The sequence below is a fragment of the Micromonospora jinlongensis genome (assembly GCF_013410645.1).
Taxonomy (GTDB): Bacteria; Actinomycetota; Actinomycetes; order Mycobacteriales; family Micromonosporaceae; genus Micromonospora; species Micromonospora zamorensis.
The window spans coordinates 6,584,620-6,604,579 of the sequence record NZ_JACCHK010000001.1 but is presented as its reverse complement, the minus strand read 5'-3'; the positions used below and the strand labels follow the sequence as shown (position 1 = coordinate 6,604,579).

19 protein-coding genes and 2 pseudogenes are annotated in these 19,960 nt (G+C 73.9%); 9 read left to right on the top strand and 12 right to left on the bottom strand.

Features of this window, described 5'->3' with window-relative positions:
* The gene (locus HNR22_RS29745) at positions 1 to 1,035 is read left to right on the top strand and encodes a helix-turn-helix domain-containing protein (RefSeq protein WP_179783159.1); all 1,035 of its coding nucleotides are present in this window, start codon (positions 1 to 3) and stop codon (positions 1,033 to 1,035) included.
* A gap of 153 nt (positions 1,036 to 1,188) precedes the next feature.
* Here the strand turns inward: HNR22_RS29745 and HNR22_RS29740 are convergent, their stop codons facing one another.
* From HNR22_RS29740 to HNR22_RS29705, 9 genes and pseudogenes are all read right to left on the bottom strand, one after another.
* On the bottom strand, positions 1,189 to 2,172 hold the full coding sequence (locus HNR22_RS29740) for a DNA topoisomerase IB (protein ID WP_179783777.1): 984 nt from the start codon (positions 2,170 to 2,172) through the stop codon (positions 1,189 to 1,191).
* Positions 2,156 to 3,109 carry a glycosyltransferase family 9 protein gene (locus HNR22_RS29735; protein WP_179783158.1) on the bottom strand — a complete coding sequence of 318 codons (954 nt, stop codon included), beginning with the start codon at positions 3,107 to 3,109 and terminating at the stop codon, positions 2,156 to 2,158. Before HNR22_RS29735 ends, HNR22_RS29740 begins: the two co-directional genes overlap by 17 nt.
* Positions 3,106 to 3,807: an SDR family oxidoreductase gene (locus tag HNR22_RS29730; protein WP_179783157.1), complete on the bottom strand. Its 702-nt coding sequence runs from the start codon at positions 3,805 to 3,807 to the stop codon at positions 3,106 to 3,108. Before HNR22_RS29730 ends, HNR22_RS29735 begins: the two co-directional genes overlap by 4 nt.
* A pseudogene (locus tag HNR22_RS32095) lies at positions 3,804 to 4,295 on the bottom strand (adenylyltransferase/cytidyltransferase family protein); the annotation flags it as partial. The gene HNR22_RS29730 and the pseudogene HNR22_RS32095, both read right to left, overlap by 4 nt.
* A gap of 150 nt (positions 4,296 to 4,445) precedes the next feature.
* Positions 4,446 to 5,216 (bottom strand): annotated as a pseudogene (locus tag HNR22_RS32090) (PfkB family carbohydrate kinase); the annotation flags it as partial.
* Between the two features lie 76 nt (positions 5,217 to 5,292).
* A complete protein-coding gene (locus HNR22_RS29720) occupies positions 5,293 to 5,994 on the bottom strand; it encodes a D-sedoheptulose-7-phosphate isomerase (protein WP_425488084.1) in 702 nt (233 codons plus the stop codon).
* The gene (locus HNR22_RS29715) at positions 5,994 to 7,211 is read right to left on the bottom strand and encodes a glycosyltransferase (RefSeq protein ID WP_179783155.1); all 1,218 of its coding nucleotides are present in this window, start codon (positions 7,209 to 7,211) and stop codon (positions 5,994 to 5,996) included. The genes HNR22_RS29720 and HNR22_RS29715 overlap by 1 nt, the downstream gene beginning before the upstream one ends.
* Positions 7,196 to 8,170, bottom strand: a complete 975-nt coding sequence (locus HNR22_RS29710) for a glycosyltransferase (RefSeq protein WP_179783154.1) — start codon at positions 8,168 to 8,170, stop codon at positions 7,196 to 7,198. The genes HNR22_RS29715 and HNR22_RS29710 overlap by 16 nt, the downstream gene beginning before the upstream one ends.
* Positions 8,167 to 9,858 (bottom strand): HAD-IIIA family hydrolase, encoded by a 1,692-nt coding sequence (locus tag HNR22_RS29705; protein ID WP_179783153.1) that lies wholly within the window; start codon positions 9,856 to 9,858, stop codon positions 8,167 to 8,169. The genes HNR22_RS29710 and HNR22_RS29705 overlap by 4 nt, the downstream gene beginning before the upstream one ends.
* A gap of 154 nt (positions 9,859 to 10,012) precedes the next feature.
* Between HNR22_RS29705 and HNR22_RS29700 the strand changes: the two genes are divergently transcribed.
* The 3 genes from HNR22_RS29700 (at position 10,013) to HNR22_RS29690 (ending at position 12,408) form a co-directional block, all read left to right on the top strand.
* On the top strand, positions 10,013 to 10,459 hold the full coding sequence (locus HNR22_RS29700) for an SRPBCC family protein (RefSeq protein ID WP_179783152.1): 447 nt from the start codon (positions 10,013 to 10,015) through the stop codon (positions 10,457 to 10,459).
* Positions 10,456 to 11,457, top strand: coding sequence for an SDR family oxidoreductase (locus HNR22_RS29695; protein ID WP_179783151.1), 1,002 nt, complete (start codon positions 10,456 to 10,458; stop codon positions 11,455 to 11,457). The genes HNR22_RS29700 and HNR22_RS29695 overlap by 4 nt, the downstream gene beginning before the upstream one ends.
* Before the next feature lie 183 nt (positions 11,458 to 11,640).
* Complete coding sequence (locus HNR22_RS29690) at positions 11,641 to 12,408, top strand: polyprenol monophosphomannose synthase (RefSeq protein WP_179783150.1); 768 nt, start codon at positions 11,641 to 11,643, stop codon at positions 12,406 to 12,408.
* Between the two features lie 50 nt (positions 12,409 to 12,458).
* Here the strand turns inward: HNR22_RS29690 and HNR22_RS29685 are convergent, their stop codons facing one another.
* Complete coding sequence (locus tag HNR22_RS29685; protein ID WP_179783149.1) at positions 12,459 to 14,066, bottom strand: phytoene desaturase family protein; 1,608 nt, start codon at positions 14,064 to 14,066, stop codon at positions 12,459 to 12,461.
* Positions 14,067 to 14,138: 72 nt separating this feature from the next.
* Between HNR22_RS29685 and HNR22_RS29680 the strand changes: the two genes are divergently transcribed.
* Entirely contained in the window at positions 14,139 to 15,572 is a 1,434-nt protein-coding gene (locus HNR22_RS29680; protein ID WP_179783148.1) for an aldehyde dehydrogenase family protein, read from the top strand.
* A 54-nt stretch (positions 15,573 to 15,626) separates the two neighbouring features.
* On the opposite strand, the gene HNR22_RS29675 is transcribed toward HNR22_RS29680, so the two are convergent.
* Entirely contained in the window at positions 15,627 to 16,028 is a 402-nt protein-coding gene (locus tag HNR22_RS29675; protein WP_099852103.1) for a ChaB family protein, read from the bottom strand.
* Between the two features lie 175 nt (positions 16,029 to 16,203).
* Here HNR22_RS29675 and HNR22_RS29670 point away from each other — a divergent pair, with 175 nt between their 5' ends.
* The 4 genes from HNR22_RS29670 (at position 16,204) to HNR22_RS29655 (ending at position 18,592) form a co-directional block, all read left to right on the top strand.
* A complete protein-coding gene (locus HNR22_RS29670; RefSeq protein ID WP_179783147.1) occupies positions 16,204 to 17,190 on the top strand; it encodes a YihY/virulence factor BrkB family protein in 987 nt (328 codons plus the stop codon).
* A 99-nt stretch (positions 17,191 to 17,289) separates the two neighbouring features.
* Complete coding sequence (locus tag HNR22_RS29665; RefSeq protein ID WP_179783146.1) at positions 17,290 to 17,706, top strand: DUF2795 domain-containing protein; 417 nt, start codon at positions 17,290 to 17,292, stop codon at positions 17,704 to 17,706.
* A gap of 51 nt (positions 17,707 to 17,757) precedes the next feature.
* On the top strand, positions 17,758 to 18,219 hold the full coding sequence (locus HNR22_RS29660; protein WP_179783145.1) for an SRPBCC family protein: 462 nt from the start codon (positions 17,758 to 17,760) through the stop codon (positions 18,217 to 18,219).
* Between the two features lie 109 nt (positions 18,220 to 18,328).
* Positions 18,329 to 18,592, top strand: coding sequence for a hypothetical protein (locus HNR22_RS29655; RefSeq protein ID WP_179783144.1), 264 nt, complete (start codon positions 18,329 to 18,331; stop codon positions 18,590 to 18,592).
* On the opposite strand, the gene HNR22_RS29650 is transcribed toward HNR22_RS29655, so the two are convergent.
* Positions 18,547 to 19,836: an MFS transporter gene (locus HNR22_RS29650; RefSeq protein ID WP_179783143.1), complete on the bottom strand. Its 1,290-nt coding sequence runs from the start codon at positions 19,834 to 19,836 to the stop codon at positions 18,547 to 18,549. The genes HNR22_RS29655 and HNR22_RS29650 overlap by 46 nt on opposite strands.
* Positions 19,837 to 19,960 lie beyond the last annotated feature (124 nt).

The following is a 19,960-nucleotide window of genomic DNA, read 5'->3' as shown; positions in this document are numbered from 1 at the left end:
ATGCTTCCGAGAGAGACCATCGACACCACGGTCCTGCCCCCGGGCGAGCGGTTCGGGATGTGGCTCGACCTCGTCGCGCGCACCTCCGCGCCGCTGCGCATCCAGTCCGCGCACGCCGACGACTTCGCCGCCCGCGCCGACTTCATCGAGCTGGGCCCGATCCAGCTGGTGGAATACCAGTACCCGTCACTGGACGCCACCCGCACCCGCAAGCTGGTCCGCCAGTCCGACCCGGAGCTGTACATCCTCGCCTTCACCACCGGCGGCATCGGCACGTCCAGCCAGGACGGTCGCCGCAGCGAGATCCTGGCCGGCGAGTTCACCTTCTACGACGGGTCCCGACCGCACGACGTCTGCCACCACGCGACCGACCCGGAACGGGACCAGGCCACCTCGATCATCACGTTGATCCCGCACGCCGCGCTGCCGTTGCCGCCGCAGCGGATGGCCGCGCTCTACGGCGGTCGGATGTCCGGCAGCGAGGGGATCGGGGCGCTGTTGGCGCAGTTCCTGTCGCAGGTGACCGGGCATCCCGAGCAGTACCATGCTGCCGACGCCAGCCGGCTCGGCACTGTGGGACTGGACCTGGCGACCACCATGCTCGGCCGGCACCTGGTCGCCGAGGACGCCGTGCCCACCGAGGTGCGCCGGCGGGCGCTGCTCAACCAGGTGCAGGCGTACGTCCACCGGCACCTCGGTGACGCGACGCTCGGCCCACAGATCCTCGCCGACGCCCACCACATCTCGGTGCGGTCGCTGCACCGGCTGTTCGAGGCGGAGCACACCACTGTGGCGTCGTACATCCGGAGTCTGCGGCTGGCCCGGTGCCAGCGTGACCTGTCCGACCCGGCGCTGCGCAACCAACCCGTACAGACCATCGCGGCGCGTTGGGGGTTTTCCGACAAAGCCCATTTCAGCCGGGCGTTCCGGGCGGCGTACGGGGTGAGCCCGCAGGAACACCGCGACGGCGGCTCGCATCCGGCGCGGATCGTCAACCGGCCGGCATCAACGGTCAACTCACTGCCGGCAGACTGACACCAGCGCGTCCACCGTCCGATCGGTGGGCCGCCAACGGGGGCCGTGGCGCGGCGCCCGCCGCGAAAGTGCGGCGGGCGGCCGCCCGGTGCACCCCTCATGCCTGAGGCCCCGGTCCCGCCACCTCCCCCCCAGGATCGTCGGCGGGGCCGGTCAGGTCTTCTCCAGCAGCTCCAGGACGACCCGCTCGGCCTCCTCGCGTGGCGCCTGCGGGTCCACCGACGCCACCACCCCGTCGTGGTACAGGTCAACGACCCGCGGATCCACGTAGGACGTCCGCGCCACCGTCGGGGTGTTGCCCAGCAGCTCGGCCACCTCGCGCATCACCGCGACCACCGCCTTGCGCCGGGCGGTGACCGAGCGGGCCGGGCCGGCGGTGGCCAACTCGGTGGCGGCGAGCACTGTGGCGTGCCAGGTGCGGAAGTCCTTCGCGGTCATCTCTCCGCCACTGGCGTCACGCAGGTACCCGTTGACCTCGTCGCTGCGCACGTCGCGCCACTCCCGGCCGTCCCAGTAGCCGAACAGCCGGTCCGCCCACCGCCGACGACGGCGCAGATCGACCAGCACCTGGCACAGCTCCGGGTCCTCGATCCGGCGTACCTGCTCGATGCCACCCTTCGCGGGGAACACGAAGACCACGCAGCCGCCCCGGGACCGAGCATGCTCGGGACGCAGGGTGGACACCCCGTACGTCGGGTCGTCGCCGGCCGCGTACTGGTCGCTGCCGACCCGGAACATCCCCATGTCCAGCAGTCGGGCCACCGTCGCCAACACCCGGTCCCGGCTCAGTCCCCGGCCGTCCAGGTCACGCCCCACCCGCTCGCGCAGCACCGGCAGCCGGCGTGCCACCTCCAGCATGTGGTCGAACTTCGCCTCGTCCTGCTTCTCCCGCCACCGGGGGTGGTAGACGTACTGCTTGCGCCCGGCCGCGTCGATCCCGATCGCCTGGATGTGCCCGTTGGCGTGCGGCGAGATCCAGACGTTCTGCCAGGCCGGAGGAATGACCAGCTCCCGCAGCCGGGCCAGGACGTCCGGGTCACGGACCGGATCGCCGGCCGGGTCGACGAAGGCCCAGCCACGTCCGCGCCGACGCCGCCCGTACCCCGGTCGACCCGGGTCGCTACGCCGCAACCGCACCGGAGACACGCACCAGCCTCTCCACCTCAGCCACGGCGGCCAGCACCTCGTCGAGACGCAGGGCCACCATCGTCGGGTGGCTTCCTACCCCGTCCCACCTGGGCCAATCCCCGTCGCCGGCCCAGAGCACCCGGTGCCGGGGCCGGTCCGGCGGCGGCCCCCAGTGCGCCGGCCGGACGGGCCCGAAGAGGACGACCGAGGCGGTGCCGTACGCGGTGGCCAGGTGGGCGACCCCGGTGTCCCCGCTGACCACCAGCCGGGCGTGCGCCACCAGTGCCGCGAGCGCGCCGAGGTCGGTGCGGCCGGCCAGCACGGCGTCGGACGGTAGGCCGGCCGCCTCGGCCACCCGTCCTGCCAGTGCCCGCTCGTCGGCCGATCCGGTGAGCAGCACCCGGTGCCCCTGCTCGCCGAGCGTCCGGGCCAGCGCGGCGAACCGTTCGGCGGGCCACCGCTTGGCGGGGACCTTGCTGCCCGGATGCAGCACTGTGACACCCGTGGGCAACCCGGCCGCCCCCGGCCGGCGCAGGTCGAGGTCGGCGCGGTCGGCCGCGATGTCGTACCAGGACAGCAGCCGGCACCACCGGTCCACCTCGTGCTCGTCGGCGGACCACCGCGGGCCGTCGGTGTGGCCAGCCTCCGGGTTGGCGAAGGCGAGCAGCCGGCCGGGCCGGGTGGCCGCGAGCAACCGGTGCGACTGCGGGCCGCGCCCGTGCAGGTTGACCGCGACCTGCGGGGCCGCCCCGACCCCGATGGGCCGGTCCAGCCCGGCCGTGTCCACCAGCCGGTCGACACCGCCGACCAGGTCGACCAGCGGGGCCAACCAGGCGGGCGCGGCGAGCGCCAGCTCCCGGGACGGGTACGCGGCCCGCAGCGCCCGCAGCGCGGGCACCGCGGTGACCAGGTCGCCGACGCCGAGGGCGCGCAGCACGAGGATCACGGGTACGACGTCTCCTGCTCGGCGCAGACCACCAGCTCGCGAACCGCGCAGCCGGGCGGCTGGTTGAGCGCGAACATGACGGCGGCGGCGGTGTCGGCGGGATCGTTGAGGATCGCGTCCGGCCCCGGCCTGTACTGCGGGTCGCGCTCGTCGAAGAACGCGGTGCGCATCCCGCCCGGGATGAGCAGGGTGACACCGACCTGCCCGGCGAGCTCGGCGGCGAGGGCGCGAGTGAAGCCGACCACGCCGAACTTGGCCGCGCAGTAAGCGGTGGCGTCGCTGACCGCCTTGACGCCCAGGGTGGAGGCGACAGTGACGATGCGCCCCCGAGACGTCAGCAGGAACGGCAGGGCGGCCCGGATCACCGCCGCGGTGGCCAGCAGGTCCACCGCGACGATCCGGTCCCAGGTCTCCCCCGGCACGTCGGCGAGTCGACCCGGCACGTCCGTGCCGGCTGCGGTCACCACCGCGTCCAGGCCGCCGGCCTGCTCGGCGAGGTGCTGGGTGGCCACCTCGGCGGCCCGCGTGTCGGCCAGGTCGCACTCGGTCCAGGACACCCCGTCGGCCGGCGGCTGCCGGTCCAGCACGATCGGTCGGCCACCGGACGCGGCCACCGCCGCGACCACCGCCGCGCCGAGCCCGCTCGCGCCGCCGGTGACCAGGACGGTGGGCCCGGCTCCGGGCCGCGTCGCGGTCATCGGACCCGCTCCGCGAGCGTTCGGACGATCATGTCGGTGGTGGACCGACCGTCCAGGTAGGGCACGACCACCGTGTTTCCGCCCCACCGGCGCAGGACCTCCGCCTCCGGCAGGGTGGCGGCGGCGTCCCCGCCGCCGGTGGCGTAGTCGCCGCCCTTGACCCAGACGTCGGGTCGTATCCAGGACAACGCCGCGTCCGGGGTCGGCTCGTCGAAGACGAGGACCGCGTCGACACAGCTCAGAGCGGCCAGCAGCCGACTGCGGTCACCCTCGGACATCACCGGCCGCTCCGGGCCCTTCAACCCGGTCACGCTGGCGTCGGAGTTCAGGCAGACGATCAGGCAGTCGCCGAGCTGCCGGGCGGCCTCCAGGGTGGCCACGTGCCCGGCGTGCAGCAGGTCGAAGCAACCACCGGTCGCCACCACCGTGCCACCTGCGGCCCGTACCTCACCCAGGAGCGTGGCGACCGCCGCGACTCCGACCCGGTCACCACCGGGGCTGACCAGAGCGGCGTTGGCAGGGCCGCCCCTCGTTCGCGACTGCGCGGATCGCAACCCGGACTCCCTCCTCGCGTTCGCCGCCGGAAGCGCCGCCGCCACTCCTCCACCCGCCACGAACCGGGACGCCTCGGCGACCGCCGCCTGCACCGCCTCGGAGACCAGGGCGCCCTGAGCCAACGCGAGGCTGGCGGCGGCCGCGAAGCGGTCGCCGGCTCCGCAGGTGTCCCCCTCCGCGCTGCCGGGGGTCGGCACCACCAGCGGCGTCGACCCGGCGTGGCAGAGCAGCGCGCCGTCACCGCCCAGCGTCACCGCGACCGCGCCGGCCCGCCAGCGCCGCCGGAGCCCCTGCGCACCACGCGACGCGGTGGCCAGCCGGGAGGCACCGGGCAGCGCGGGAACCAGCTCGCGCACCTCCGACTCGTTCGGGGTGGCCAGGTGGACGCCGGGCACCGCCGCCGGACCGCGCGGATGCGGGTCCCACACCACCGGCGCGCGGGTCCCGGCCAACGCGTCACGCAGCGCGGGCTGCCGGGCCACCCCCCGGCCGTAGTCGCTGACCAGCACCGCCGACGCTCCGGCGATCACCCGCAGCACCTCGTCGGAGGGCTGGCCCGGCTCCCCGGACGCGCCGCCGCGATCGTGGCGCAGCAGCACCCGACCCCGAGCCCGTAGCCGGATCTTCTCCGGCGTCGCGCCGGAGAGAGCCAGGGGATACACCTGCACGCCGGCGGCGGCGAGCAGCGCGCTCAGTCGGGCTCCGCCGGCGTCGTCGGCGAGGGCGGTCACCAGCACCACCTCGGCGCCCTGCGCGGCGGCGAACACCGCCGCCAGACCGGCGCCACCGGGTCGGTCGGTGGCCACGGTCTCGTCGAGCACCGGCACCGGGGAGTCCGGGCAGAGCCGGTTCACCACCCCTTCCACGTCCCGGTCGAGCAGGGTGTCGCCGAGCACCACCACGGGTCCTCTCACGCTTGCCTCCTCATCCTCACGCGTCGACCTGCTGTCCGGTCCCACCGTCGAGCACCACTTCGACCCCGGTACGCACCGATCGAGCCGGCGCCGCGGGCTCCCCCGGGTCGTGGTGGACGGCCGTCGGGTCGGCGACCGCGGCCAGGGCGGCGGGCAGTTCCTGTTCGAGGTACTCACAGAGCAGGTGGCTGGTCACGAGGTGCAGCTCCTGGACGACCTGGGTGTCGGGGGACGCGACAGCCAGCACCTCGTCACAGGCGTCGGCGAGGGGATTGGGCGCCGCCCCGGTGAGCGCCCAGCTCGTCAGGCCGGCCTCCCGGGCGGCCAGCGCGGCGGTGACCAGGTTGGCGCTGCTGCCGCTGGTGCTCAGCAGCAGCAGGACGTCACCGGGACGACCATGCGCGCGCACCTGGCGGGCGTAGACGTCGGTGTAGCCGTAGTCGTTGGCGATGGCGGTGAGCGCGCTCGTCTCGGCGTGCAGCGCGATCGCGGACAGCGGCTGCCGGTCGTGGTGCAGCTTGCCGACCAGCTCGGCGGTGAGGTGCTGGGCCTCGGCGGCACTACCGCCGTTGCCGGCGACCAGCAGACGACCCCCGCCGGCCAGCCGGTGGGCCAGGTCCGCACCCCAGCGGGCCAGCTGCGACTCACACCGCCGGTACGGCACCAGCGCCGCGGCGAGGTTCGTCAGGTGTGTGTCGAGCAGGCTTCCCGACGGCATCAGGCCACCACCCGGGTCGGGCGGCGCACGGCGGCCACCTCGCTGTAGACCTCGACCAGCCGCTCGGCGGTGGCCGCCCACGAGTACCGCGTCCGGGCACGCTCACGCGCCGCCGTCGCGTACGCGAAGCGCCTGATCCGGTCGTCGAGCAACCCCTGGATCGCGGCGGCCAGCGCCTGCGGGTCCCGCGCCGGCACGAGGTCACCGGTCGTCCCGTCGACAACGGTGTCCCGGATGCCGCCGACGGCGGTGCCGACGACCGGCACCCCACAGGCCATCGCCTCCAGCGGGGTCAACCCGAACGGCTCGTACCAGGGTGCGGCGACCAGCAGGTCCGCCGAGCGGTACCAGCGGCCCATCTCCTCCCGGGGCACCGCGCCGACCAGGTGCACCCGGTCGGCCACCCCGCACGACTCCGCCAGTGCCCGAAGCCGCCGGGCATACGGGTCGGTCTCCAGCAGCCCCTCGGGCGGGCCGCCGACCACCACGCACTCGGCGTCCGGGACCAGGGCCATCGCACGGACCACGGTCTGGAAGCCCTTGCGTTCGACCAGTCGACCCACGGTCAGGACCCGGGCCCGACCCGGCTCGCGGTCGGCGGCCGGCCCGAGCGGGGCGAACGTGGCGAGGTTGACTCCGGAGGGCACGACGGTCATCCGGGACCGGGGCACGCCCATCCGGACCAGTTCGCCCACCTCGTCGCGGCACTGGGCGACGATCCGGTCCACCGAGCGGCCCAGCTCGCGCTCGTAGGACACCCGACGTGCCGGGCTGGTGTCCTGCACGCCCTGGTAGCGGCGCTTCACAGTGCCCAACGCGTGGTACGTCTGCACCACCGGCACCCCGGTCTGCCGGCCGGCGGTCAGCGCCGCCAGGCCACTCATCCAGAAGTGCGCGTGGATCACCTCGGGCACCCAGTCCCCGCCCCGCCAGCGCTCGATCAGCCAGGCACTGAACTCCCGCATGTGCGGCAGCAGCGCGTCCTTGGCCACCGGCTCGGCCGGCCCGGCGGACACGTGCACCACGTCGTACCCGTCCGGGCTGCGGACGGTCACCGGCAGGTCGGGCGCGTCCCGCCGGGTGTAGACCCGTACCTCGTGCCCGGCGGCGGCGAGCGCGGCGGACAGCTCCGCGACGTGCGTGTTCTGGCCGCCGGCGTCCTCCCCTCCGAGGACGGCGAGCGGGCTGGCGTGCTCCGAGATCATCGCGATCCGCATACTTCCTCCTCCAGCAGCCGGTCCCAGTCAGCGAGGAAACGGTCGAGGCCGTACCTGTCGCGTGCGGCCGTTCGCGCCGCCGCACCGGCCTGGCGCGCGGTCGCCGGTTCGGCGATGAACCGGCGGGCGGCGTCGAGCAGGGTGTCCGTCCGGGTGGCGAGGGCGCCCGCCTCCGGCGGCACCGCCGTCACCGCCTCGGTGGTGGCGAGCGCGACGACCGGCATGCCGATCGCCATCGCCTCGATGAGGCTGAGCCCGAGCGAGGTCCACCGGCACAGGTGCAGGTAGGCACGCCGCCGGGCCAGCTCGGCGTGCATCCGGTGCTGGGGCACGTCGTCGTGGCTGGTGAGCCGGTCGGCGGGCAGCCCGAGGTGGTCGGCCAGGCCGGCGACGCCCATGCCGAACACGTCCAGCGGTGCGATCTCGGCGAACCGGGGCAGCAGGTCGGTGCCGGTGACCCGTCCTCGCCGGATCGGCTCGTTGATCACCACGGCGAGCCGGTCGAGTTCCCCGGTGTAGGAGACGGAGGGGTCGACGATGCCGTGGTCGACCACTGTGGTGCGGGTGGCGCCGGTGTCCCAGAAGATCTGGTTGAACCCGGTGACGTGGGCGATGAGCAGGTCGTCACGGTCGGCCATCGGGTGCCGCGTGTTGGGCACGTCGCCCTTCGGGGTGTTGTGTTCGACGTAGATCGCCGGGAGGTCGCGGCCGGGGCGGCGGCGCAGCCACGCCTCGGCCCGGTCGATCTCCTCCGGCCGTTGCAGGATGACCAGGTCGACGTCGGTGTCCGGCAGGTCCTCCGGGGCGACCTCGACCGCGCTGTCCGGCCAGGGGTAGGTGCGGGCCCGGCCGAGGCCGTAGGGGCCGCGGTCGGGTGTGGTGGGGATCAGGTAGCGATGGCTGCCGTGCACGAACGACGTGGTCCACGAGCCGTGCACGTGCCAGAGCAGGATGTTCATCGACCGCCACCACCACTGACGGCGAGCGTCCGCAGCGCGTCGACCACCTCGTCCGGGTCGATGCCACGCAGGCAGGGGTGCCCGGGGACCGGGCAGCTGGCGGCACGGGTGTCCCGGCAGGCCGCTGCGGCGTCGCCGAGCCGAATGGTGGGCACCCGGTAGGGACCCCACTGACCGAACGGGACGGTCGGCGCGAAGAGACTCACCACCGGCACTCCGGCCGCGGCGGCCAGGTGCGCGGGCCCGGTGTTGCCGACCACGACCGCGCTGGCGTCCGCCACGATCCCGGCCAGCCCGGCCAGGTCGGTTCGCCCACCCAGGTCGGTGCCGCCGGCCGCCGCGACCCGGGCGGTGACGTCACGCTCGTCGGAGCTGCCGGTGACCAGCACCCGGTGCCCGGCGGCGGTGAGCACCCCGGCGATCCGGGTCGCCACCTCGGGCGGGCAGGCCCGGCTCGACGCGGCCGAGCCGGGGTGCAGCACCACGTACCCCGGGTCGCCGAGGTCGGCCGGGCGCGGCGGCACGGCGTCGCGGCGGAGCCGGAGCACGGGTTCGTCGCCGTCGGGCAGCCGGTGACCGGCGGCGGCGGCGAGGGAGAGGGCACGTTCCGGTTCGGGGACTCCCACCGGCACCCGGTGCCGGATGTCCAGCAGCGAGCCCGGGTAGTCGTCGCTGATCGCCGCGATCCGGCCGACACCCGCCATCCGCAGCAGCAGCGCCAGCGGCAGGGCGGACTGGTGGAACGAGGTGAACACCACCGCCTGGTCCGCGCCGAGCGCGCTGAGGCGGGCGGTGAGGCTCCGCACCGCCTCCGGGTCGACCGGCCCCGGCGTGGGGTCGATCCAGGGCAGCGGGTGCTCGATGATCTCGTCGACGCCGGGCAGCAGGTCGGCGGCGGCGCGACCACGCGGCCCGCACAGCAGCACCACCCGCTGCGCCCCCGCCGCGACGGCACGGATCGCCGGCCCGGTGACCAGCACGTCCCCGGCCGAGTCCGACCGGACCACCAGTGCCGTGCGCACCGCGTCACCGGTCCGGGTCGCCGGTCGTACGGCCTGCTGGCGGCGCAGGATCTCGTCCACCGCCGCCGGCAGATCGGTGGCCACCCACCCGGCGGCCGCGATCTCCTCCGGTCGGGTCACCGGGGTCGGCACCAGCACTCCCGCCGCCCCCGCGGCCAGCGCGGCGCCGATGTCCCGGCCGATGTCGCCCACCAGCACGCACCTGGACGCGGTGGTGCCCAGTTCCCGAGCGGCGGCGTACACCAGGCCGGGTGCCGGCTTGCGGCAGTCGCAGCCGTCCTCGTCGTCGTGCGGGCAGACCAGCCACGCGTCGAACCGGCCCAGCAGCTCCTCGACGCGGGCGTGCACCGCCCGCATCTGCTCCCCGGTGAAGTAACCCCGGGCCAGGCCCGACTGGTTCGTCACGACCGCCAGGCGCAGCCCGGCCGCCCGCAGCCGGTCCAGCGCCGCCCGCGCCCCCGGCACCGGCCGCACCTTCTCCGGGTCGCCGTTGTACGGCACGTCCTCGATCAGGGTGCCGTCGCGGTCCAGCAGCACCGCGTCGTACAGGACGGGTCGAGGGCTTCCGACAGCTGTGCGAGCGGACCCGGCGGAACCGGCGCGGTCAGCAGCGGCGTAAACCGGGGCTGACCTGCGCTGATACGGATCCTCCTGGTCCTGTCGCACAGCCGGCGGGTTCCCTGCGCCCCGAGGAGTAAACGTCGTCGTCGAGGGGGTGGGCCAGCGCCGCCAGCGGTGCCCCGCGTCGGCCTTACCCGCCGTGCCGGAGAAGCTAACCCGCCGGCCGTTAGCCGGTGCCTGCCGGGGGTATGAAAGCCCAGTGGCGATTGTGGAGAAAGTGATCGACGCTCCCCCGCAGCAGGTGTTCGATGTGCTCGCCGACGGGTGGACGTACAGCGACTGGGTGGTCGGGACGACACACGTGCGGGACGTGGACGACGCCTGGCCCCGGGTGGGCAGCCAACTGCACCACAAGGCCGGGCCGTGGCCGTTCTCCTTGCAGGACGCCTCGACGGTGCTGGCCTGCGAACCGCCGCACCGGCTCGTGCTCAAAGCCGGTCTCTGGCCGGCCGGCGAGGCGATCGTGGCCTTCACGCTGGAGCCGGTCGGCGACAACGCCACCCGGGTACGCCTCGGGGAGGACTTCGCCGCCGGTCCGCTGCGCTGGGTCCGCAACAAGGTCAACGATCTGGTGCTGCACCTGCGCAACCGGGAGACGTTGAACCGGCTCTCCGACATCGCCACCCGGCAGAAGGGGTCGCCGTGACGCAGACCGTCGTGGTGACCGGGGCGAGCGCCGGCGTCGGTCGGGCCGTCGCCCACGCGTACGCGGACCGGGGCGCCCGGCTGGCGCTGCTGGCGCGGGGCGAGGCGGGCCTTGCCGCCGCCGAGCGGGAGTGCCGGCTGCGGGGTGCGACCGACGTGCGCGCTTACCGGGTCGACGTGGCCGACGCGGGCGCGGTGCAACGGGCCGCCGACGACGTGGTGCACCGGTGGGGCGACATCGACGTGTGGGTCAACAACGCGATGGCGTCGGTGTTCGCGCCGGCCTGGGAGATCCCGGCCCGCGAGTTCCGCCGGGTCACCGAGGTCACCTACCTCGGCACGGTGCACGGCACCCTGGCGGCGCTGCGGCACATGCGGGCGCACGGGCGGGGCACGATCGTGCAGGTGGGCTCGGCGTTGGCCTACCGAGGGATCCCGCTGCAGTCGGCGTACTGCGCGAGCAAGCACGCCGTTCAGGGTTTCAACGACTCGTTACGCGCCGAGCTGCTGCACGACTGCCCGGGGGTGAAGCTGTCGATGGTGCAGCTGCCCGCCGTCAACACGCCGCAGTTCTCCTGGGTCCGCACCCGGCTGCCTCGGCATCCGCAGCCGGTGCCGCCGATCTTCACGCCGGAGTTGGCCGCCCGGGCCATCGTGTGGGCCGCCGACCGTGGCACCCGGGAGCTGAACGTGGGCGGCCCGACGTGGCGGGCCCGGCTGGGCGACATCCTGTTCCCGGGCCTGCTCGACCGGAAGCTGGCCCGCGACGGTTACGAGAGCCAGCAGACCGGCGAGAAGATCGACCCGGCCACCTGGCGGGACAATCTCGACCATCCCGGCGACGAGGACACGGACCGGGGCACGGCGGGAGTGTTCCACGACCGGGCGCGCGACCGCTCGGCGGCGCTCTGGGTGGGCACCCACAAGCCGGCCCTGTCCGGTGTCGCGCTCGCCGCTGCGGGACTGACCCTCGCGGCCGTGGCACGTCGCTGGCGCTGACCGACCCCGGAAGCGCTGGCCGGCCCCCGCGCCGGCGTTCACCTGGCAACGCCGCGACCAGCGATGGGTGGACACGGCCGGCGGCGCCGTCCGCAACGCCCGGAAGGGGTGCCTCTTCAGACCGAATGCGCCAACTGGATACCCTCAGCGGTGAGCCCTGTCCGCGAACCGAGGATGTCCCGCATGATCGAGCCTGTGCAGCTGCCGTCGCCGTGGCAGGACGCGCGTCTGACCGTCGTCGTGCCCACCTACAACGAGGCGGGCAACCTGCCCACCCTGGTGGAGCGGCTTCTCGCACTGCCGCTGCCTGGTCTGCGCATCCTCGTCGTCGACGACAACTCCCCCGACGGCACCGGCGACGTGGCCGACAAGTTGGCCATCGAGCATCCAGCCCGGATCGAGGTCGTGCACCGCGCCGGCAAGGAGGGCCTCGGCCGCGCGTACGTCGACGGGCTGGGGCGGGCGATCGAGGGCGGCGCCGAGTACGTGGCGCAGATGGACGCCGACCTTTCGCACCCGCCGGAGGCTCTGCCGGGCATGCTGGGCGCGCTGATCTCCACCCAGGCCAGCGTGGTGATCGGTTCCCGCTACGTGCCCGGTGGCGAGCTGGACGAGAACTGGCCGTTGTACCGCCGGGCCCTCAGCGGCTGGGCGAACCTCTACGTGCACACCCTGCTGCGGGTACGCATCCGGGACCTGACCGCTGGCTTCAAGGTCTGGCGTGCCGACGCGCTGCGCGACATCGGCCTGGACCGGGTCCAGTCCAACGGCTACAGCTTCCAGGTGGAGATGCACTACCTCGCCACCAAGCTGGGGCACACCATCCTGGAGGTGCCGATCCGCTTCGAGGAGCGGCAGGAAGGCCTCTCCAAGATGACCACCGCGACCAAGGTGGAGAGCGCCCTGATGCCGTTCCGCCTGCGCAGCAAGCACCGCAACATCACCCGCTGACCCACCCAACCCCGCCTTGGTGAGGGCTGTGGAGCGGGGCCTGGGCGGGGTCAGTCGGGATAGATGGCTCGGTGGGCCGTTGCGATGGCCGCGGCGTAGGCACGCCCGGTGAGGGCGCGGTCGCGGGCCAACGCCGCGCGGGCCGCGTTCGCACCGGGGGCGCCGTGCACCCCGCCGCCGGGATGCGCCGACGCGCTGGCCAGGAAGAGCCGGTCCACCGGAGTGTCCGCCCGGCCCAGGCCGGGGATGGGACGCAGGAAGAGCTGCTGGTACGCGGCAGCGGTGCCACCGCCGAGGGTGCCGCCGACCAGGCTCGGGTTGCCCTTCTCCAGGTCGGCCGGCCCGGCCACGTGCCGCCCGACGATGAGCTGCCGGAAACCCGGGGCCGCCTCCTCCAGCACGTCCTCCATGCGCTGCACGTGACCGGCGACGTCCTCGGCCCGCCAGTCCCGGCGAAACGGCAGGTGGGTGTACGACCAGAGCGACTCGGTGCCCGGCGGGGAGTGACTAGGGTCGGCCACGGACATCTGCCCGACCAGCAGGAACGGGTCCCGGGGCAGCTCACCTCGGGCCAGCTCGCCCGCGTAGTGGGTCAGCCCGTTCAGGTCCGCGCCAAGGTGCACGGTGCCGGCCCCGGCCAGCTGCTGGTTCGTCCAGGGCATCGGCGCGGACAGCGCCCAGTCGACCTTGAGTGTCGAACCGTCCCAGCGGAAGTGCGCCAGGTCCTCCACCAGCCGCGACGGCAACGCTGCCGCGCCGACGAGGTCGAGGTAGAGCGCAGGCGCCGGCACGTCGGCGAGCACGGCCCGGCGGGCCCGCCACAGCGTGCCGCCCCGCGTGCGTACGCCCATCGCCCGACCCCGGGCGGTGAGCACCCGGTCGACGTGGGCGCCGTAGAGGATCGCGCCGCCGCGCTCTTGCAGCCGCGCCACCAGCGCGTTGGTGATCTGCTGCGCGCCGCCGGCGGGCACCGGCCAGCCGACCTGCTGGCCGAGCATGGCCAGCAACCAGCCGTACACCCCGGAGCCGGCCTCCTCGGGGGACAGGTCGGTGTGCAGGGCGCAGCCGGCCAGCAGGGCCGGCCCGCCGGGGCCGTCGAAGAGTTCGTCGCCGAGCTTGCGCACCGGCACCACCAGGCGCCGGGCCAGCCGCAGCGCCCCGGCGACGCGCAGCTGACGCAGCAGACCAAGCCCTCCGCGGACCGGCGGGAACGGCGTGGTGATGGTCTCCAGCATCGGCTCGGCCACGTCGAGCCAGTCGGTGTACGCGTTGAGCCAGCGCTTGCCGTCACCAGGGGCGAACTGCTCCAGTGAGGCGGCTGTGACGTCCGGATCCCGGTTGATCACGGCGGCCCGGCCGTCCGGCAGCAGGTGCGCCAGCACGTCGGGCGAGTGCCGCCAGGACAGCCCCTGCCGGCCCAGGTCCAGGCCGGCGAGCACCGGAGAGGCGTACCCGAGGGGGTAGAAGGAGCTGTAGAGGTCGCTCAGATAGCCCGGCGCGGTCACCTCGGCGGAGCGGACGGCGCCGCCGGGTGTCGCGGTGGCCTCCAGCACCACCACCTCCCAGCCGGCGTCCGCCAGCAGGTTCGCCGCCACCAGGCCGTTGTGACCGGCACCGACGACGACGGCGTCCGCGCTCTGCGCGGCGGTGGTAGTCATCCGATCCGCCTACCCTGCGCGCAACCGGGCGAAACGCGTTTGCCTCGCCGAGGCCGGGGCATCCAGCGCCGCATGTACACGGTTGCGCAGTTGGTGGGTGGGGTGTGGGGCGCCGGCGGCGACGGCGGTGAACTGGTGGTGCGTGACCCGGCGGACGACTCGCCGGTCAGCACCGTGCCGGTGGCCACCGCCGACGAGGTCGGCAAGGCGACCCAGGCGGCCCGCAACGCGGCGGCGCAGTGGGCGGCGACCGCGCCGGCCGAGCGGGCGGCGGTGCTGCACCGGGCCGCGGACGCGGTGGCGGCGGCCACCGAGGAGCTGGCGGCGGCGGTCACCGCGGAGATGGGCAAGCCGTTGGCGGACGCCCGCGGCGGCGTCGAGGCGGGTGTCGGCACCCTGCGACAGTACGCGGAGCTGGCCCCGCTGCGCGGCGGGCGGACGCTGAACGGCGAAGCCGACGCGCTGGACTTCCTCACCCCGCAGCCGCGCGGTGTGGTCGCCGCGATCACCCCCTGGAACGACCCGGTTGCGGTCTCCTGTGGGCTGCTCGGCGCGGCCCTGGTGACCGGGAACGTGGTGCTGTACAAGCCGAGCGAACGGACGCCGGCGACGGGTTGGCTGCTGGCGCGTGCGCTGGACCAGGCACTCCCGACCGGTGTGCTGTCACTGCTCACCGGCGGCCCGGAGGTCGGTGCGGCGCTGGCGGCGCAGGACGTCGACGTGGTGGCTCACGTCGGGTCCACCGCGACCGGACGGGCGATCGCCGCCGCCGCGGCCCGCACGGGCGCCAAGGTGCTCCTGGAGAACGGGGGCAGCGACCCGCTGATCGTCGACGCGGGCGTCGACCCGCTGTGGGCGGCCGGTCAGGCCGCGATGGGCGCGTTCGCCAACGCCGGTCAGATCTGTGTGGCGGTGGAGCGGATCTACGTGCACCGGGAGGTGGCCGGGGACTTCGTGGCCGCGCTCGCGCGTCACGCCGAGGCGCTGCGTGTCGGGCCGGGTCGGGACCCGGGCACCGAGCTGGGCCCGCTGGTCGACCGACGGCACCGCGACCACGTGCACGGGCAGGTCGCGGCGGCGGTGGCGGCCGGCGCTCGGGCGCTGGTCGGCGGTGAGGTGCCGGACGGGCCGGGGGCGTTCTACCCGGCCACTGTGGTCACGGACTGCCGACACGACATGCCGCTGGTGCGGGAGGAGACGTTCGGGCCGGTCGCGCCGGTGGTGGTCGTCGACTCGTTCGACGAGGCCCTGCGCTGTGCCGCGGACTCCCCGTACGGGCTGGCCGCCACGGTGCTGACCGCGTCGATGAGTCACGCGCAGCGGGCCTGGCGCGAGCTGCCGGTGGGCACTGTGAAGGTCAACGCGGTGTTCGGGGGCGCGCCGGGTGGCGCCGCGCATCCGCGCCGGGCCAGTGGGCAGGGCTTCGGGTACGGCCCGGAACTGCTGGACGAGTTCACCGCCACGAAGGCGGTGCACATCGAGGCGCCGGGCGGCGGGCACTGGTGAACGGCACGGACGGACGCAGGGGTGGTGCGTCCGCCCGTGCCGTCGTCCGTGCGGTCAGTCGCCGCGAGCCTTGCGGGTGGCCCGGTCGTTGGCCTTCTCGATGGCCTTGACCAGGTCCGGCTTGGTCATGCTGGACCGACCGGGTACGTCCAGTTTGCGGGCCACCGACATCAGGTGGTCCTTGGTGGCATTGGCGTCCACCCCGCCGGCGGTGGGGGCTCGCCGTTCCGGCCCGCCACCGGCGGCCTGCTGGTCGCTCGGGCCCTTGCGGCCTTTCGGCTCCCAGTGGTCGCCCACCTTCTCGAACTGGTGCTTCACCGCGGCGAAGGCGGTGCGGTGCGACCGCTGCCCCTCGCCGTAGGTTTCTACCGCCGAGTCGTGCGTCTTCTCCCAGGTGCGCTGCGCCTTCTCCGGGGAGCGCCGCAGCGTGCTGGGCAGGTCTTCGCGCCCGGGCATCTCGTCCTCCTCCGTTTCGACGGGGTTCCCCTTGCCGTTCCCCGGTGTCGCGGCGGCAAACCATAGGCGGGATCCGCACGCGCGGGGCGAGTTTCTCAATTTCCCGATCCGGGTATCGGGGGCCAGGCCCGACCGGACGACCGGTCATCCGGTGGCCGGGGCGCAGGGAGCGGGCATGACGACCACGGAGCCCGGTACGACGCGCGAGGGCGCGCACGACACGCGTGTTCCCCTGCGGATCCGGCAGCTGAGCTGGCGGACCTGGCGCGGGGTGCTGGTCCGCAGTGTGCAGAACTTCGTCAACGACAACTGCTCCGACTGGGCCGCCGCGCTGACCTACTACGGCGTCCTGGCGCTCTTCCCCTCCGCCATCGTGGTGGTGGCGCTGGTCGGTCTGGTGTCCGACGGAGAGCGGACCCTGGACACGGTGGTCGACCTGGCCAACCAGGTGGGCGCCGGGTCGGTGCTGACCGACGGCGAGGGCGGCGTGGTCGGGGTGATCCGGTCCGTGGTGCTCGACCAGAGCAACCCCAAGCTGCTGCTGAGCTTCGGCCTGCTCGGGGCGCTGTGGTCCGCGTCGGGTTTCATCGGCGCGTTCACCCGGGCCTCCAACGCCATCTACGGGGTGGACGAGGGCCGGCCGGTCTGGAAGCTTCGGCCGTTGCAGATCGGCCTGGCGGCGATCACCCTGGTGCTGCTCGCGGTGGTCGCCCTCGGGTTGATCGTCAGTGGGCCGGTCACCGACGCGGTCGGGGACCTGATCAATGCCGGCGGTCTGGCCCGCACGGTGTGGAGCGTGGCGAAGTGGCCGGTGCTCGCCCTGATCATGATGGCGTTGCTGTCGCTGCTGTTCTGGATCGCGCCCAACGTGCGTCAGCCCCGGTTCCGCTGGCTCACCCCGGGCGGCGCGGTGGCCCTGGTCTCCTGGGCGGTGGCCTCCTTCGGCTTCGGCCTCTACGTGGCCAACTTCGGCTCGTACAGCACCACCTACGGCAGCCTCGGGGCGGCCATCGCGTTCCTGGTCTGGCTCTACCTGTCCAACTCCGCGCTGATGCTGGGCGTGCAGATCAACGCCGAGGTGCAGCGCGGGCGGCAGTTGCAGGCCGGCGACCCTGACCCGGAGGAGCCGGTGCTGCCGCCCCGGAAGCCCGCCGACGACTGAGCCGGTTCGGCACCGCTCGTCCGGTTCGCGGTCGGACCATGGGCCCGTTCGTGGCCCGGTGCCGGTTTAGCGGGCGGGGTGCCGGGTAGCGCAGAAGGCATGGAGCGTGGCAACAGCAAGCACGGACCGAGGATCGACGAACAGATGAGCCAGGAGGTCAGCGGCCTCGTGCAGGGGCCGGGGACCGGTGGCTCTCGGGTCGATGAGGCGCGGGTGCCGGAACCGGCTGGCGAGGACCAGCCGGAGACGACCACCGCCCCGGCCGGCGACCTGCGCACCGGCACCCCGCAGGGGATGAGTTCCACGGACGTCGAGCAGCGCAGCCGGCTCGGCCGGTTCATCTCGATGAGCGCGCTGCCGGGCGACCGCCTGGTGCTCATTGCCAGCGCCCGGGAGAACGAGGCGCCCGACGACATCGTGGCGGCGCTGGAACGGCTGCCCGAGGGCACCGTCTACCAGACGGTCTCCGAGGTGTGGGCCGCGCTCGGCAACAAGAACGAGACAACTCGCTGGTGACCGGATCGTCCCCCGATCCGACAGCCATCGGCGACTGAAGGAGGTTCTCTGATGAGTGGCGTAACCGAACATGTCGACGTTGCCGTGCCCGTACGCACCGCGTACGACCAGTGGACGCAGTTCGAGGAGTTCCCGCAGTTCATGGAGGGCGTGCAGGAGGTCCGGCAGCTCTCCGACACGCTGACCCACTGGACGGTGGACATCGCCGGGGTGAAGCGTGAGTTCGACGCCGAGATCACCGAGCAGCTCCCCGACGAGCGGGTCGCCTGGCGCTCGACCGGCGGCACCCAGCAGGCCGGTGTGGTGACCTTCCACCGGCTCGACGAGGACAAAACCCGGGTCACCCTCCAGCTGGAGTTCGAGCCGCACGGGGTGGTCGAGCAGGCCGGCGACAAGCTGGGCATCGTCGACCGGCGCGCCAAGGGTGACCTGGAGCGGTTCAAGACCTTCATCGAGCGGCGCGGTCAGGAGACCGGCGCCTGGCGTGGGTCGGTGGACCGTCCGCAGCCGTGACCTTGAGCAGTGACACCGATGGCCGCCAGAATCCTGGCGGCCATCGCCGTGTCCGAGCCTTGTCGCACGCCACCGTTTGCGATCATCGCGCCCGGGTACGGCTGAAGACATGACCGACGACAACATCAGGGTGTGGCGGGACGAGGAACGGCTTCCATTGGAAGAGCTGGAGCAGGCCGTGTCCGGCTCCAGCCTCGACGGGCAGGCCGACGACGTGACCGGCAACGACGCGGGGGAAGAGGCGACGTTCGGTCACGGGCCGGCAGCGGACGACCGCAAGGGGCAGGCCCAGGGCAACAGCCGGGAGGACACCGATCCGGAGCGCCGCTACCGCCCGTCCACCACCGGGCGGACCGGCCCCGACGTCGGCTGACCCTCCCCGCCGGTCTGCGCGGGCACCGGGTGCGCGGTGGGCCGGCCGGTCGAGCGACGGGCGCCCCACTCGTACAGCGCGATCAACGCCAGCGCGAGCACCAGCAGGGCCGAGCCCAGCACCTGCACCGACGTGTTGCCGATCAGGACACCGAGTCCGGCCGGGACAAGCGCGGCGCCGATGCCGGACGCGCCGATCTGGAGCCCGATGGCCCGGTCCGCGTGCGCCGCGCCGACCCGGTCGGCGGTGGTGAGGGTGAGCAGCGGGAACACCGGCGCGGCGGCGAACCCGACCACGACCAGGCCGGCCACCGCCAGCGCGGCCGGACCGGGAACGGCGATCAGCAACGCGCCCACGGCCATTCCGGCCAGGCTGGCGCGTAGCACCAGGCCGGCCCCCAACCGCTCGGCCACCACCCCCTGCACGACCCGGCCCACGAAGAGGCTGCCCCAGTACGCGGAGACGCAGCCGCCCGCCACCGCGGCGCTCAGCCCGCGCCCCTCGGTGAGCAGCAGGAACGCCCAGAGGCCGGCGGACACCTCGATGGCCACGTACAGCGCGAAGGCGACCGTCCCCGACCAGACCGCCGGCAGTCGCAGCGTCGCCCGGACCGGAACCCGAACCACCGCCGGCGTCTCGGCGGGTGTGGCGTCGGCCGCCTCGGTGCCGGCCGGTACACCACGGTGCCAGGCTCGCACGGTGAGCACGAAGGCGATGGCGAGGACGATCTGGGCCCCGGCCACGATGCCGTAGCCCCAGCGCCAGGCCAGGCCGGCGCTCAGCACCCCGGTCATGATCAGCGGACCGATCGCCACCCCCAGGCCGAAGAAGGCGTGCAGCCAGTTCATGTGGCGCGGCCCGAAGGCCCCGGCGGCGTACGCGTTGAGCCCGGAGTCGACCGCGCCGGACCCGAGCCCGAGCAGCAGCGCACAGCCCACCAGCACGGCCAGCACGGGGCTCACGGAATAGCCGGTCAGCGCCAGGCTGGCCAGCAGGGTGCTCCCGGCGAGCAGCGCGCCCACGCCGACCCGGGCCAGTGTGAAGCCGGCCAGGACACTGGAGGTGAGATAGCCGACGGTGCCGGCGGTCAGCACCCACCCGACCGCCTCGGTCGGGACGCCGAAGTCGCTCCGGATCGACGGCCAGGCGACGCCGAGCAGGCCGTCGGGCAGGCCGAGGCTGACGAACGCGAGGTAAGCCAGCAGGAGCAGCGAGGCACGGGGCCGTGCAGGCGTGGTGGGCACGAGACACCATCCTGCCGCAGGGGCACCTTAGCGCCGTCGGCACCCGAGCGCCCCCGGCGCAAAGAAGTCGTGTCCGGACAGTCGAGAAAACGGACAGCTCATCCAGAATCGGCCGATCGGAGGA